This window comes from Streptomyces altiplanensis (assembly GCF_053591575.1).
Genome location: NZ_JBSFUB010000142.1, coordinates 1 through 13,949 on the forward strand (window position 1 = coordinate 1; position 13,949 = coordinate 13,949).

Annotated in this window: 12 protein-coding genes and 1 tRNA gene; 5 read left to right on the top strand and 8 right to left on the bottom strand. The window is 70.4% G+C overall.

All coding sequences use genetic code 11. The features are described from left to right. Nucleotides 1-114 precede the first annotated feature (114 nt). Both ACWD0Y_RS33745 and ACWD0Y_RS33750 read right to left on the bottom strand, forming a co-directional pair. Nucleotides 115-2,187, bottom strand: a complete 2,073-nt coding sequence (locus ACWD0Y_RS33745; RefSeq protein WP_450264085.1) for a restriction endonuclease — start codon at nt 2,185-2,187, stop codon at nt 115-117. A gap of 81 nt (nt 2,188-2,268) precedes the next feature. Continuing rightward, nucleotides 2,269-2,341, bottom strand: a tRNA-Thr gene (locus ACWD0Y_RS33750). Between the two features lie 305 nt (nt 2,342-2,646). Here ACWD0Y_RS33750 and ACWD0Y_RS33755 point away from each other — a divergent pair. The 4 genes from ACWD0Y_RS33755 to ACWD0Y_RS33770 all read left to right on the top strand — a co-directional run bounded on the left by ACWD0Y_RS33755 (nt 2,647) and on the right by ACWD0Y_RS33770 (nt 5,955). Further along, a complete protein-coding gene (locus ACWD0Y_RS33755) occupies nt 2,647-3,084 on the top strand; it encodes an RNA-guided endonuclease InsQ/TnpB family protein (RefSeq protein ID WP_450264086.1) in 438 nt (145 codons plus the stop codon). 308 nt (nt 3,085-3,392) lie between these two features. Continuing rightward, nucleotides 3,393-4,529, top strand: a complete 1,137-nt coding sequence (locus ACWD0Y_RS33760; protein ID WP_450264087.1) for an ABC transporter ATP-binding protein — start codon at nt 3,393-3,395, stop codon at nt 4,527-4,529. 195 nt (nt 4,530-4,724) lie between these two features. Beyond that, entirely contained in the window at nt 4,725-5,141 is a 417-nt protein-coding gene (locus tag ACWD0Y_RS33765; RefSeq protein ID WP_450264088.1) for a hypothetical protein, read from the top strand. Between the two features lie 97 nt (nt 5,142-5,238). Then, nucleotides 5,239-5,955: a nucleotidyltransferase family protein gene (locus ACWD0Y_RS33770; protein WP_450264089.1), complete on the top strand. Its 717-nt coding sequence runs from the start codon at nt 5,239-5,241 to the stop codon at nt 5,953-5,955. A 136-nt stretch (nt 5,956-6,091) separates the two neighbouring features. Here the strand turns inward: ACWD0Y_RS33770 and ACWD0Y_RS33775 are convergent, their stop codons facing one another. The 6 genes from ACWD0Y_RS33775 to ACWD0Y_RS33800 all read right to left on the bottom strand — a co-directional run bounded on the left by ACWD0Y_RS33775 (nt 6,092) and on the right by ACWD0Y_RS33800 (nt 12,566). After that, complete coding sequence (locus tag ACWD0Y_RS33775; protein ID WP_450264090.1) at nt 6,092-7,819, bottom strand: DoxX family membrane protein; 1,728 nt, start codon at nt 7,817-7,819, stop codon at nt 6,092-6,094. Nucleotides 7,820-7,926: 107 nt separating this feature from the next. Then, a complete protein-coding gene (gene rlmB / locus ACWD0Y_RS33780; RefSeq protein ID WP_028814603.1) occupies nt 7,927-8,883 on the bottom strand; it encodes a 23S rRNA (guanosine(2251)-2'-O)-methyltransferase RlmB in 957 nt (318 codons plus the stop codon). A gap of 91 nt (nt 8,884-8,974) precedes the next feature. Continuing rightward, on the bottom strand, nt 8,975-10,378 hold the full coding sequence (gene cysS, locus ACWD0Y_RS33785; RefSeq protein ID WP_450264091.1) for a cysteine--tRNA ligase: 1,404 nt from the start codon (nt 10,376-10,378) through the stop codon (nt 8,975-8,977). Between the two features lie 154 nt (nt 10,379-10,532). Then, entirely contained in the window at nt 10,533-11,039 is a 507-nt protein-coding gene (ispF, locus tag ACWD0Y_RS33790; protein ID WP_093800272.1) for a 2-C-methyl-D-erythritol 2,4-cyclodiphosphate synthase, read from the bottom strand. Continuing rightward, entirely contained in the window at nt 11,029-11,784 is a 756-nt protein-coding gene (ispD, locus tag ACWD0Y_RS33795; protein WP_450264092.1) for a 2-C-methyl-D-erythritol 4-phosphate cytidylyltransferase, read from the bottom strand. The genes ispF and ispD overlap by 11 nt, the downstream gene beginning before the upstream one ends. A gap of 299 nt (nt 11,785-12,083) precedes the next feature. Next, complete coding sequence (locus ACWD0Y_RS33800; protein ID WP_006380568.1) at nt 12,084-12,566, bottom strand: CarD family transcriptional regulator; 483 nt, start codon at nt 12,564-12,566, stop codon at nt 12,084-12,086. A 591-nt stretch (nt 12,567-13,157) separates the two neighbouring features. Here ACWD0Y_RS33800 and ACWD0Y_RS33805 point away from each other — a divergent pair. Continuing rightward, entirely contained in the window at nt 13,158-13,841 is a 684-nt protein-coding gene (locus ACWD0Y_RS33805; protein ID WP_450264093.1) for a DUF461 domain-containing protein, read from the top strand. The last annotated feature ends 108 nt before the right edge of the window (nt 13,842-13,949 follow it).

The following is a 13,949-nucleotide window of genomic DNA, read 5'->3' on the forward strand; positions in this document are numbered from 1 at the left end:
GCACGTCGTACGCGATGGGCAACGCGCATCCGGCCGTGGTGGCCGCGGCGTCCGGCCGTACCGTCGCGAACAACCGGGCGGGACCACCCGCCCGGCGCCCGCCCCAGGACCCGCCTACTCGACCGCGATCCCATAGTCCGCGACAAGGGCACTCAAGCCGCCCGGATACCCCTTGCCACCAGCGACAAATTCCCAATCCCCGTTCGCGCGCCTCCGGAACGACCCCAGCACCAGCGCGGTCTCCCCGGCCCGGCCGTCCGAAACCACCAACCGGTCCAGCTCGGCTCCGGACGCATCCCGCAACCGGACCCCGGCATCGGTGAACCCCGACAGATCTCCATCAGGATTGAGCTCCGGATCAACCGCAGCAACCAGAACAAGCCGATCGGCCCGCTCCGGCAAGGCATCGAACGCCACCCGAATGGCCGCCCTGTCTCCCCCCGAGCCGGGCAGCATCCGGACCGCCCCACCAGGAACCTGGGCATTGTTGAAGAACACGAAGTGATCGTCGTCCAGAACCCGGCTCCCCCGGCACACAAGCGCACACACGTCCAACGCCACGCCACCGGCCCACGTCATGCCCAGCACATTGAAGTCACCGTCGTCATCAACAGCCGCCCGCTGCGGTGGAACCGACGGTGCCGAGCCGTCACCCAGCCGTCCACGCAGACCGCAGCGGTGCAGCAGATCAACCAGTTCATCACCGGTCACCAGCGTCAACGGCTTCCCGTCGGCGAAAGTGTACGAGCCCGGACCGAACCCTGAAGTCGTCACCAGGACACCCTTGTTGGCCCCGGCTCCCTGGACGGTCCCATACAGGTCCCGTACCGCTCCGGGCGGAACAGTACGGCGATAGCGCTTCACTTGAACAATGATCCGCCCCCCACTGATCGGGTCCGGATCCATCGCCTCCACATCCACCCCTCCGTCGTTGGAACGCTGCGTCGTGACCGCCTGCATTCCACGAGCCCGGAAGAGATCCGCGACAAGCCCTTCGAATTCCACCGGATCCATTGCGAACAGATCCGGTTCCTCACCACCACCGTGCGAAACCACGCCCGCACCCACATCACCCGGCACCCGGCCCGGCCGTACGGCCACCCGCTGATCCGGACGAGCGGACAACTGCCCGCGCAGCCCCTCCGTCAGACAGTCGACCGCACTCACCTGCTCCAGATTCAACTGGCAAAAAGCAGACCGGGCGACCATCACCGTGGCCAAGAAGATCTCGGCCCGTCTCCCCGTAGCCGGATCGAAATCGTCAACAAAACCGTTCAGCGCGACCGATTCCAGCACGCCGAACTCATCCGCCGCGAAGACATCCCGCAAAGCGAGCAGCACACACTGCGCCAGCACATCCCGGTACAGGGCCCTGCGCTGCGTCACCGGACGAGCCGTCTCCTTCTCCTGGTCCGTACTGGTGACGTATCGCACCGACTTCACCCCAGGAACCATGTCGTACCCCGGCAGTTCCCAGTTCAGCACCAACTGCTTGGCATCACGGTCGAACGAAGCCGACACCTGGCGCGGAAACCCCTCCGGCCACGCCGTGGACGCGTACAACGCCGCCGAAAAATAATCCACCACCGCCTCCGGCTGCCCAGCACGCAAAGCGCCGGCCATCTCGGCAATACCGGCGTTGTGCCGCCGGACCTCGGCCAGCTGGGCCCCGGCCCACGCGTCGTACTGCGCCCGGTACGCAGTCAACTGCTGCTGACGCTGGAACTCAGCCGCCTGCGCCGCCTGCCAGTCCTGCCGATAACGCGCATCCGCCTCTTGCTGGGCCTGGGCCCGCCGACCCGCCGTCCAGCCCCCCTCAGCCTGATAGCGCCCCGGATCCGGCATCGGTACCGGATGGCCCAGCTGCCCCGGGGCGAACGGCTCCAACCGCTCCTGACGAGTCAGCAGGGCCGCCCGGAACGCCGGAGCGCGACAGCCCTCGGCCAACAGACTCGCCAGCGCCCCGACCCGGGCGTCCAGTTCCTGAGTACGCAACCGGGCATCCGCCTCACGCCCCTGCCGGTACGCCACCTGCTGCTCACGCTGTGCACGCGCCACATCACGCTCGTACGCACGCTGCTGCCGCTGCTGCTGCACCACCGCGCGGTGCTGCGCCTCCTGCTGGCGCTGCTGCTGACGCTGCGCCTCGGCCCAGATGCCGACCAACCCGCTGGAGCGACGGCTCATCCGACGCACCCCCTCTTCTCCCGCACCTCGGAAAAGCAAGTGTCCCGGACCTGGTAGGCCCGGGACAGGGTGTTGCGGTAGAGCCGCCTGTCGGAATCGAACCGACGACCTTCGGGTTACAAAGCCGATGCTCTACCAACTGAGCTAAGGCGGCGTCGCGCACTTCAAAGCCGCGCGCGGAGGCTCTCACACTCTACACAGAGCCTCATTCTCCGCTCCACGAAGTCGCCGCTCCCATGACCTCCCGACCATCAGTTCGTTGAACGGACCGATGTGCCGTTCCGAAGATCGGACCGCAGGAGGGAGGGGCAATGACGGACTCGGCCGATAAGCCACCGAGCATCACCGGCCCGGATGCCAAGCGCATCAAGCGCGAGGCGCTGGGCATCGCCGACCGGCGGAAGCACCACGGTCGCCCGACGGCTCCCATGAAGCGCCGCGCCAAGGACCACCCGCCTCGTGCGCGAGAACCAAGTGCTCGTGGTGGAGGACCTGTCCATCGCCGGTCTGATGCGGCCGGCGTCCGGGAAGGGGCGGCGACGGAAGGCCGGGCTGATCCGGTCGATCGTCGATGCCGCGTGGGGCGAGCTGCTGCGGCAGTTGCGCTACAAGTGCGAGTGGTACGGACGGACGCTGGTGATCGTGGACCGCTTCTTCCCGTCCACGCGTCGCTGTTCCGCCTGCCATACGAAGGGGCCTCGGCTCGATCCGTCCGTGCGGGAGTGGGCATGCGCCGAGTGCGGTGTGACGCACGACCGGGACGAGAACGCGGCGGTGAATCTCCGGGACGAGGGGATGCGGCTGTACTGGCTGGTGGCTGCGGCCCTGCCCCCGGGCAAGGTACCGCCACCGGTGATCAAGGCATCGGAGTTGCCGGAGGTCTTGCCGGCTGCGTAAGGAGAACGGACCGACGGGCCGTCGGCCGTAATGCCTGTGGAGCCCACGTAAGACCGTCCGGATGTGTTCCTTGAGGACCGTGTCGGGGCGGCGATGGGTACCGAAGCAGGAAGTGCCGCACTTGCGGCAGGGGTCAAAAGTGCGTCGCTCTGCCTCCACAGAGGCCCGCTCGAAAATTTCATCGCCTTCCAGGTACTGACACGACAGACATCGCCAGGTAGCGTCACGGCAGGTTCACGTCTGTGGACCAGACCACTCCCTTACTCGGATCGTCCGGCACGTTCCTGCCGGTGAAGGAGCACATCACCATGGCAACTGTCTCGTTCGACAAGGCCACCCGGCTCTACCCGGGCTCCACCAAGCCCGCCGTCGACCAGCTCGAGATCGAGATCGAGGACGGCGAGTTCCTCGTCCTCGTCGGTCCCTCCGGCTGCGGCAAGTCGACCTCCCTGCGCATGCTCGCGGGTCTTGAGGACGTCAACGGCGGCGCCATCCGCATCGGCGACCGCGACGTCACGCACCTGCCGCCGAAGGACCGGGACATCGCCATGGTGTTCCAGAACTACGCGCTGTACCCGCACATGTCCGTCGCCGACAACATGGGCTTCGCGCTCAAGATCGCCGGCGTGAACAAGGCGGAGATCCGCAAGAAGGTCGAAGAGGCCGCGAAGATCCTCGACCTCACCGAGTACCTGGACCGCAAGCCGAAGGCGCTCTCCGGCGGTCAGCGCCAACGTGTCGCGATGGGCCGCGCCATCGTGCGTGAGCCGCAGGTCTTCCTCATGGACGAGCCGCTGTCGAACCTCGACGCCAAGCTCCGTGTCTCGACCCGTACGCAGATCGCCTCGCTCCAGCGCCGCCTCGGCATCACCACGGTGTACGTCACGCACGACCAGGTCGAGGCCATGACCATGGGCGACCGGGTGGCCGTACTGAAGGACGGTCTGCTCCAGCAGGTCGACTCGCCGCGCAACATGTACGACCGTCCCGCGAACCTCTTCGTCGCCGGCTTCATCGGCTCCCCCGCCATGAACCTGGTCGAGGTCCCGATCGCCGACGGCGGCGTGAAGTTCGGCAACAGCGTCGTCCCGGTCTCCCGCGAGGCGCTCTCCGCCGCGGCCGACAAGGGCGACACCACCGTCACGGTCGGCGTCCGCCCCGAGCACTTCGACATCGTCGAGCAGGGCGGCGCCGCCGCCGCGTCGCTCACCAAGGCCGCCGCCGACGCCCCGGCCGGTCTGGCCGTCACCGTCAACGTCGTCGAGGAGCTCGGCGCCGACGGTTACGTGTACGGCAGCGCGCAGGTCGGCGGCAAGCACCAGGACCTGGTGGTCCGCGTCAACGGCCGCGCCGTTCCGGACAAGGGCGTCGAGCTGCACGTCGTGCCGCGCGCGGGCGAGATGCACGTCTTCTCCTCGTCGACCGGCGAGCGCCTCAGCGACTGACATCAACTGCGTGCGAAGGGCCCCGCACTCCGGTGCGGGGCCCTTCGCATGCGCCTCGGGTGTCGACAAATACCCCGGCAGAACGGCCATTTCGAACTCTGTACGTCAACACGGATTCGAAAAATTACCTCGAACCATCCCCCGCAAGGGTGACTAAATGTCGCCAAATCATTACCGGCCGCTACGCTCGCTCGCGTGACCCACACAGCCCGCCGAATCGGCCGAAGTCTCGCTCTCGTCCTGCCCGTCGTCCTGGTGCTCTCCGGGACCCTCGCGGTCACCCGTGTCCCGTGGTCCACGAGCGGACCCGAGTCACAGGTCCTGACCGCGTCCTCCGAGAAGGTGAACGTACGCGCCAAGTCCCGCGCCCCGCAGGACATCCTGCGCGACAAGCTCCTCCTCGACCTCCAGGAGAAGGACCCCGGCGTCGCGCTCACCCACCTCCAGCGCGAGGTCGAGCGGCGCCCCTCGCTCGCCCAGCACTGCATGTCGATCGCCCGCTCGCTCGGCCGCGCCGCGGTGGACCATTACGGTCCGACGCGCGCGCAGTCGTTCTCGCGCCCCGTCTGCGACACCTCCTTCGCCTCCGGCGTGGCCCGGCAGACCGGCTGAGCGGCGGCCGGGCCGACCGAGCAGCCGAGCAGCCGGGAGGCTGACCAGAACCGGGCACCGGCGGGCCGCCGACGTCCCGCCGCATATCGTGCCCCGTATGACTACGTCTCCGACGCAGGCCGTGATCCTGGCAGGCGGCCAGGGTTCGCGGCTGCGCCCCTACACCGACGACCGCCCCAAGCCGATGATCGAGATCCCGGGCACCGGGACCCCGATCATCGGCCATCAGCTCTCCTGGCTGGCAGCCGAGGGCGTGAGTGACGTGGTCGTCTCCTGCGGCCATCTCGCCGGCGTCCTCCAGGAGTGGCTGGACTCCGCCGAACTCCCGCTGCGCGTCACCACCGTGGTGGAGAAGGAGCCGCTGGGCCGCGGCGGCGGCCTCAAGTACGCCGCCGCGCACCTCCCGCACCCCGATCGCCCCTGGTACGCGACCAACGGCGACATCTGGACGCGCTTCTCGCTGCGCGACATGGCGGCCTTCCACACCGAGCGCGACGCCACCGCCACGCTCGCCCTCGCCCGCCCCCGGATCCCCTGGGGCGCCGTCGAGACGGACACCTTCGGGCACATCACCGACTTCATCGAGTCGCCGCCCTCGCCGTACCTCATCAACGCGGGCGTGTACGTCTTCTCCGCGGCCTTCACAGGGCTTCTCCCGGACCGGGGCGACCACGAGCGCACCACGTTCCCCCGGCTGGCGCGAGAGCGCCGTCTGGCGGGCTTCCCGCTGCCACAGGGGGCGTACTGGCGGGCCATCGACACCGCCAAGGACCTCACCGAGGCCGCCAAGGAGCTCGCGGCCGCGCGCGGTTGAGCCCTTCCGCACCCGCACGTCTTTCCGTACCCGCACGCCCTTCCGTACCCGTACGTACGGCGAAGGCGAAGGGCCCGGCGCACTTCCATTCGTCCCGTGCGCCGGGCCCTTCGCCGTACGTGCCGTGCGTGGCGGCCTAGCCGAGCAGGCCGCCGATCACCCTGCCGTCGTTGCCGCCGCTTCCGCCACTGCCGCTTCCGCCGCCATTCGTGGTGGAGCCGCCCGTGGTGCCCCCGCCGGTGGTGCCCCCGCCCGTGGTGGAGCCGCCGGTGGTGGAGCCGCCGGTGGTGGTTCCGCCGCTGCCCACGCCGCTGGACGACGGTCCGGCGCTGGTGGTGGGTGCCTGCGGCGGTGCGGGCTGCTGCGGGGGCGGCGGGGCCTGGCCCGCCGTGCTGCCCTGCGTCTGGCTCGGCTGGGCGCCCGTACCGGCCGCGCCGGCCGTGCTGGTCTCGCGGACCGCGTCCGGGGCCGTGGCTCCGGCCGAAGGAGCGGCGGAGCTGCTGGCGGAGGGGGTGGGCTTGCGGCTCTCCGGCGCCTGCGAGGAACGGGCCTTGCCGCTGCCGGTCTCCTGGGGGAGCGGGGCTCCCGGCAGGTAGTTGGTCGGGTCGTCGTTCGGGCCGGGCACGGTCACCAGTTCCGAGGAACGCACGGCCCCGCCCAGCATCGAGCCGACGAGCATCGTCAGGCCGACCACCAGGGAGGCGACGAGGGCGCCGCGCCGCAGTACGCGCCGCCGCAGCTCCCACAGTTCGGAACGCGGCCCGAGCTTGCGCCAGGCTTCGCCGGCGAGGCGGCCGTCGATGGAGTAGACGGGCGCGCCCGCGATGATCAGCGGGGACCAGGCGGCGAGGTAGATGATGTCGGGCGCGTCGTACGCCGGTACGGTCTTCCAGCTCACCGTCACGAGCAGCGCGGCGGAGAGCAGCGTCCCGAAGCAGGCGGCGACCCGCTGCCACAGCCCCAGCACCGTCAGCACGCCGACGACGACCTGGAGGAACGCGACGGTCAGGCCGGCGCCCACGGGGTGGGTGAGCGCGAAGTCGCGCAGTGGTTCGGCGAGGGTCCAGGGGTGCAGCGAGTTGAGCCACTTGACCATCGAGCCGCGCTCGCCGCCGTCGAAGTAGACGGGGTCGCAGAGCTTGCCCATGCCGGCGTAGATGGAGATGAAGCCGAGGAACACCCTCAGCGGCAGCAGCACCACACCGAGGTTCATCCGCCGCCCGGGGTAGTAGCCGTGCCGGACGGCGGCCGCCTCGGTGTTCCGGCCGCGTGCGCCGTCCTCGCCGTACGCCTCGTCCTCGCCGTCCTCGCCCGGGCCGCCGTACTCGTCGAACCGGTCGTCCGGGTAGGCGCCCCGGGTGTCCGGGCCGGGGTCGTCGTAGGCGCCGACGGCCGGTTTCGTCCTGGGCAGCATCTGCGTCATGGGCGACTCGGGGCTGCGCGGCCCGATGACGGTGGGGAGCGCCGCCGTGTCCTCCGCGTTGCCGTCCACGGCGATCCGGGGGATGACCTGCGTGGCGCCGCTGTCGAGGCGCTCGCCGCCGACCGAGGAGTTGCGTACGGCCTGGAGCAGTCCGGTGGCGCCGGGGTCCCCCGGCTCGGACTTGCCGCTCCAGACGACGGGTGCCCGGCGCCGCACCACGGCCTTGACGTTCCCGGCCGGGAACCGTCCCGTGTTCCCCAGGCCGGCGCCCACACCGCCCGCTCCCGCGTACGGCGGGACGGGCCGCCTGCTCGGGGCCGGGGCGAACTGCACGCGGAAAACGGCGTGGTTGGCGGTGACCTGCGCTGGGTCGCAGGGCACCTTGACCATGCTCAGGACGGGCTGATCGTCGGTCCCGGGTGTTCTGGTGTCCACACTCATCTAACCGAGTGACGGGCGTTTAGGACACTGCCTTGACGCTCTTGATCTGTCCGAGACCCGTCAAGCCACCCTTACCGGGCAAAACACCCGTTCTCACCCCAAGGAGGTCAGCGCCTGCGCTGCGCCGCCTCCCAGAGCACGATGCCCGCCGCCACACCGGCGTTCAGCGACTCGGCGCCGCCCGGCATCGGGATGCGCACGAGGTAGTCGCAGGTCTCGCCGACGAGGCGGCCGAGGCCCTTGCCCTCGCTGCCGATGACGATGACGACCGGGCCGCCCAGCTGCTCCAGGTCCTGGACCGTGTGCTCGCCGTCGGCCGCCAGGCCCACGACCGTGATCCCGGCCTTCTGGTAGCCCTCCAGGGCGCGCGTCAGGTTGGTGACGCGGGAGACCGGCGTACGGGCCGCCGTGCCGGCGGAGGACTTCCACGCACCGGCCGTCATGCCCGCCGCGCGGCGCTCCGGCACGACCACGCCGTGGCCGCCGAACGCGGAGACCGAGCGGACGATCGCGCCGAGGTTGCGCGGGTCGGTCACCCCGTCGAGGGCGACGATCAGCGGGTCCTCGTGCTTGTCGTACGCCGCCGCCGTGAGGTCGTCCGGGTGCGCGTACTCGTACGGCGGGACCTGGAGGACGAGGCCCTGGTGGTTCAGGCCGTTCGTCATCCGGTCGAGCTCCGGACGCGGGGCCTCCATCAGGTTGATGTTGCCGCGCTCGCCCGCGAGCTGGAGCGCCTCGCGCACCCGCTCGTCGTTGTCGATGTACTGCTGGACGTACAGCGTGGTCGCCGGGACGCCGTCGCGCAGCGCCTCGAAGACCGGGTTGCGGCCGACGACCATCTCGGACGTGCCCTTGACGCCGCCCCGGCGCGGAGCCGGGCGGCGGACCGCGGCCTGCTTGGCCTTGGCGGTGGCGATGCGGTTCTTCTTGTGCTTCTTGCGGGCCTCGGCGGGCGGCGTCGGGCCCCTGCCCTCGAGGCCCTTGCGCCGCTGGCCACCGCTGCCGACCGTAGCGCCCTTCTTGTTGGACGTGCGGCGGTTCCTGCGCTGGCTGTTCCCGGCCATGACCTGTTACCTGTTCCGTTGCTTCAGACGTGCGTACGTATAAGGGAAAGTGTGCCGCCCGGGGGGCCGGGCGGCACATCGCGCGTGCCGGTCAGCGCGGACCGAGGGTCCATCGCGGGCCCGACGGGCTGTCCTCGATGACGAGGCCGGACTGCTGGAGCTGGTCGCGGATCGCGTCGGCCGCGGCCCAGTCCTTGCGGTCGCGGGCCGACTGGCGCTGGTCCAGTACGAGGCGTACGAGCGTGTCGACGACGCCGTGGAGGTCCTCTCCGCGGTCCGTGCCGCCGCCCGTCCACTGCTCGCCGAGCGGGTCGAGGCCGAGGACGCCGAGCATCGCCCGCACCTCCGCCAGCCGCGCGACGGCCGCGTCCTTGTCGTCGGCGGCCAGCGCCGAGTTGCCCTGGCGCACCGTGGTGTGGATGATCGCGAGCGCCTGCGGGACGCCCAGGTCGTCGTCCATCGCCTCGGCGAAGGCGGGCGGGACCTCGGCCGCGGGCTCGACGTCGCCGCCGGCCTTCTCGACGACGCGCTGGACGAAGCCCTCGATGCGCGAGAAGGCGGACTCCGCCTCGCGCAGGGCCTCCTCGCTGTACTCGATGGTGGAGCGGTAGTGCGGCGTACCGAGGTAGTAGCGCAGGACGATCGGGCGCCACTGCTTGACCATCTCGGAGACGAGGACCGAGTTGCCCAGCGACTTCGACATCTTCTCGCCGGCCATGGTGACCCAGTGGTTGTGCACCCAGTACGTGGCGAAGTCGTCGCCGAACGCCTTGGCCTGGGCGATCTCGTTCTCGTGGTGCGGGAAGATCAGGTCGATGCCGCCGCCGTGGATGTCGAAGGCGGAGCCCAGGTACTTGTGGGCCATCGCGGAGCACTCCAGGTGCCAGCCGGGGCGCCCGCGTCCCCACGGGGTCTCCCAGCTCGGCTCGCCGGGCTTCGCGGCCTTCCACATGGCGAAGTCGCGCGGGTCGCGCTTGCCGGTCTCGCCCTCGCCGGACGGCTGGAGGAGGTTGTCCAGCTCCTGGTTGGAGAGCTCCAGGTAGCCGGGGTACGAGCGGACGTCGAAGTAGACGTTCCCGTCGGCCTCGTACGCGTGCCCGCGTTCGATGAGGCCGCGCATCATCTCGACCATCTCGGGGACGTGGCCGGTGGCGCGGGGCTCGTAGGTGGGCGGGAGGCAGCCGAGGGCGGCGTAGCCGTCGTTGAAGGCGCGCTCGTTCTCGTAGCCGATCGACCACCAGGGGCGGCCCTGTTCCGCCGACTTCTTGATGATCTTGTCGTCGATGTCCGTGACGTTGCGGACGAACGTCACGTCGTAGCCGCGGTAGGCGAACCAGCGGCGCATGATGTCGAAGTTGAGCCCCGACCTGATGTGCCCGATGTGCGGGGCGGCCTGCACGGTAGCGCCACACAGGTAGATCGAGACGCAGCCCGGCGTGAGCGGGGAGAAGTCGCGAGTCTGCCGGGCGCTGGTGTCGTACAGCCGAATAGTCACCACACCAGGGTAGTGGGCGGACGGCAGTGCCCAGCGACCCTTTCCGGTACTGGGGGGCCGCGGCGCGGAGGGCGCCGCCGCTGTGCTTCACCCGTACGGGCCGACAGGTGCCCCGCGGCGGGTCCGCCGCCCTGCCGCGGGCGCCCCGCGCCGCTCAGGCGGTGCGGACGACCAGTGCCGTGGCGATCGCCGCGAGGCCCTCGCCGCGGCCGGTGAAGCCGAGGCCGTCGGACGTGGCGGCCGACAGCGAGACCGGCGCGCCGGCCGCGGCCGAGAGCACCTTCTGCGCCTCGTCGCGCCGCTTGCCGATCTTCGGCCGTACGCCGACGACCTGGACGGCGACGTTGCCGATCTCGAAGCCCTCGGACCGTACGATCCGGGCGGCCTCGGTGAGCAGCGTGATGCCCGAGGCGCCGGACCACTCGGGGCGGCCCGTGCCGAAGTGCGCGCCGAGGTCGCCGAGGCCGGCGGCGGAGAAGAGGGCGTTGCAGGCGGCGTGCGCGACGACGTCGGCGTCCGAGTGGCCGGCCAGGCCGGGGCCCTCGCCCTCCCAGAGCAGGCCGCCGCACCACAGCTCGCGGCCCTCCTCGAAGGCGTGGATGTCGGTTCCGATGCCGACCAGCGGCATCGGGGGGAGACCCGCGGAGATCTCAGAAGCCATCGTTTGCCCTCCTGCGGGCGAGTACCGCCTCGGCCAGGACGAGGTCCAGCGGCCGGGTCACCTTGAACGCCTCTTCGTGGCCGGGTACGACCACGACCTGCACGCCGAGCCGCTCGACCATCCCGGCGCAGTCCGTCGCGCCTTCGCCCTTCGCCGTGATCGTCTCGTGGGCGCGGACGAGGGTGGCGCGGTCGAAGCCCTGCGGGGTCTGCACGGCGCGCAGCCGCGCCCGCTCGGGCGTGGCGACGACCGGTTCGGGCTCGCCCTTCTCCCGGGGCTCGACCTCCTTGACGGTGTCGGCGAGCGGCATCGCGGGCACCACGGCGGCCGCTCCGTCCCGTACGGCCTCGACGACCGCGTCGACGGTGTCGACGGGCACGAGCGGGCGGGCCGCGTCGTGCACGAGGACGGCGGTGATGTCGTCGGGCAGGGCGTCGAGTCCGAGCCGCACCGATTCCTGGCGCGTCTCACCGCCCGGTACGACGAGGAAGTCCGTCCGCTCGGGCAGCGCGTGCTCGGCGAGGAGGTTCTTGACCTCGGCGGCGCCGTCCGGCGGGGCCACCACGACGACGAGCGCGACGGCTCTGGAGTTGGCCATGGCCCGTACCGCGTGGATCAGCATGGGGGTGCCGCTCAGCGCGCGGAGTGCCTTGGGCGCGCCGGGGCCGAGCCGCACGCCGCGGCCGGCGGCGGGGATCACGGCGGCGGTGCGCGGAGTGGACGTGGGGCGCGATTCGTCTGTCATCGGTAGCTCCGGGGCCGACAGCTTCGGGAACGGGTTCGGGTCCGCCAGGTTTGTGTCGGCGGCCTACGTGGGTATGGCCACAGCGTGCCGGGCGCGACGCCTTGACCGGCCCCTTCCGTGAGGACTGGTCGAGCCGGTCGCCCGGACCGGCATGCCGGAGCACCGGGGGACGGTTCGGTTCGGGGATGCACGGGAACGAGACATGCCGCAGCGCCCGGCGACAAGGGCTGGACGGCCTTGTCAGCGGGCACCACGGCATCGTTGCTGGGTATCAGGGAAGGAGCCCCTGCGACCCGGGATCAGGACGCGAGGACCTCGTCGAGCAGAGCCTCGGCCTTGTCTTCATTCGTGTTCTCCGCGAGCGCGAGCTCACTCACCAGGATCTGGCGCGCCTTGGCGAGCATGCGCTTCTCACCTGCGGAGAGACCGCGCTCACGCTCACGGCGCCACAGGTCGCGCACTACCTCAGCGACCTTGATGACATCACCGGAGGCGAGCTTCTCGAGATTTGCCTTGTAGCGCCGGGACCAGTTCGTCGGCTCTTCTGCATACGGTGCGCGGAGCACCTCGAAGACCCGGTCGAGCCCTTCCTGACCGACTACGTCGCGTACACCGACGAACTCCGCATTGTCCGCAGGCACACGAACAGTCAAGTCACCCTGGGCGACCTTGAGCACCAAGTAGGTCTTGTCCACGCCTTTGATCTGGCGAGTTTCGATAGCCTCGATCAGCGCGGCCCCGTGATGGGGATAGACCACGGTGTCGCCAACCTTGAACGTCATGTGACAGGTACCCCTTCCGTGGCTATCCAGAGTAACACGGAAACGGCTTCTTCTGAATGGCGTTTCCGCAGGTCAGGGCATATCTCGGGGCTTGACAACAACGACAGGAACGTGCTGCGCGGGCCTTCCGGAAGCGGGTATTCGCAGGTCGGAGCGGCTGTGCGGGCGGAGAGAAACGCGTACGTTACACACATCACGGGCCTCCTCGAAGAGGCCGAACGTCCCGTTTTGCCGGGTTCCAAGCGGTGAAGTCGGCGTACTCCGTTCGGTGACCGGTCACTCGTTCGGCCCGAATCCGGAATTGATCACGTGCGGCTGTGATCAATTCCGGGGCCTCCATACATTCCTTACGGATAATCCGCGCCCGGGACGCGCTCTCGCCCCTCCCCGGATATGTGAGCGGCGTACGAAACAGGCCGCCGGGCAGGCGCGGGCCGGTACGGGCGGGCAGGGTGGGGCGGGTCGGGTGCGAGGGCCGGTCGACGGCTCGGTAACCTAAGCGCGCCGACACACCCTTAGGGCGGCTTTACGCCGCTCGCACCTGATGGGTCCGCCCGTACGTCCGTCCCTCTGACAGGAGATGCCGCCGCCGTGAGCCGCAGCCTTCGACGCGGTGCCCTCGCCGCCACCGCCATCGTGTTCTCGATCGCTTCGCTCGCCGCCTGCGGAGCGGGCAACGACGCGCAGTCGCTGCAGATCAGGCCGGACAACGCCGAGGCCGCCGTCGACGACATCAAGATCCAGAACGCGGCGGTCGTCACCCAGCCGGAGCCCGACGCCGAGGGCCCCGCGGTCGTCACCGCGACGCTGTTCAACAACGGCGCCCGGGCCGAGACGCTCGAATCGATCAAGCTGCCCGGCGCGAGCGGCGAGGTGAAGCTCAAGCCGGCCAAGGGCACGGGCCCGGTGTCCGTACCCGCCGGCGGGTCCCTCATCCTCGGCGGCGAGGGCAACGCCTCCGCCGTGATCGAGAACGGCCGCGAGGCCGCGGAGGACGGCGGCGTGCAGCCGGTGGTCTTCGAGTTCAGCGAGACCGGTGCGGTGGAGCTGCAGGCGCTGGTGTTCCCGGCGACGCACTACTTCAAGGACTTCGGCCCGAGCGAGCTCCCGAAGCCGCCGGTCACCACCGCGAGCCCCACGGGCACGCCGACCGGCTCCCCGGACGAGGCGGCCGACGGCGCCGCGGGCGCCACGGCCTCGTCCACGCCGCCGCAGGACGGGCCCTCCGGGGAGGCCGCGGACGACGACGCCGAGGAGCACGGCGCGGAGCACTGACGCCCGTACAGCCGCGTCGGACAGCACTGCGGGTTGTCGTCGCGCAGCTCCGGCGGGAGCAGCGCCTGCGGCGTCGACTGGTAGGTGACCGGCCGCAGCCAGCGCTCC

What these genes read in the sequence shown, in the direction of transcription:
- ACWD0Y_RS33775 (WP_450264090.1), bottom strand. Translation starts at nt 7,819, where the DNA reads ATGAGTGTGGACACCAGAACACCCGGGACCGACGATCAGCCCGTCCTG.
- ACWD0Y_RS33745 (WP_450264085.1), bottom strand. Translation starts at nt 2,187, where the DNA reads ATGAGCCGTCGCTCCAGCGGGTTGGTCGGCATCTGGGCCGAGGCGCAG.
- ACWD0Y_RS33770 (WP_450264089.1), top strand. Translation starts at nt 5,239, where the DNA reads ATGACTACGTCTCCGACGCAGGCCGTGATCCTGGCAGGCGGCCAGGGT.
- ACWD0Y_RS33800 (WP_006380568.1), bottom strand. Translation starts at nt 12,566, where the DNA reads ATGACGTTCAAGGTTGGCGACACCGTGGTCTATCCCCATCACGGGGCC.
- ACWD0Y_RS33760 (WP_450264087.1), top strand. Translation starts at nt 3,393, where the DNA reads ATGGCAACTGTCTCGTTCGACAAGGCCACCCGGCTCTACCCGGGCTCC.
- ispF (WP_093800272.1), bottom strand. Translation starts at nt 11,039, where the DNA reads ATGGCTTCTGAGATCTCCGCGGGTCTCCCCCCGATGCCGCTGGTCGGC.
- ispD (WP_450264092.1), bottom strand. Translation starts at nt 11,784, where the DNA reads ATGACAGACGAATCGCGCCCCACGTCCACTCCGCGCACCGCCGCCGTG.
- rlmB (WP_028814603.1), bottom strand. Translation starts at nt 8,883, where the DNA reads ATGGCCGGGAACAGCCAGCGCAGGAACCGCCGCACGTCCAACAAGAAG.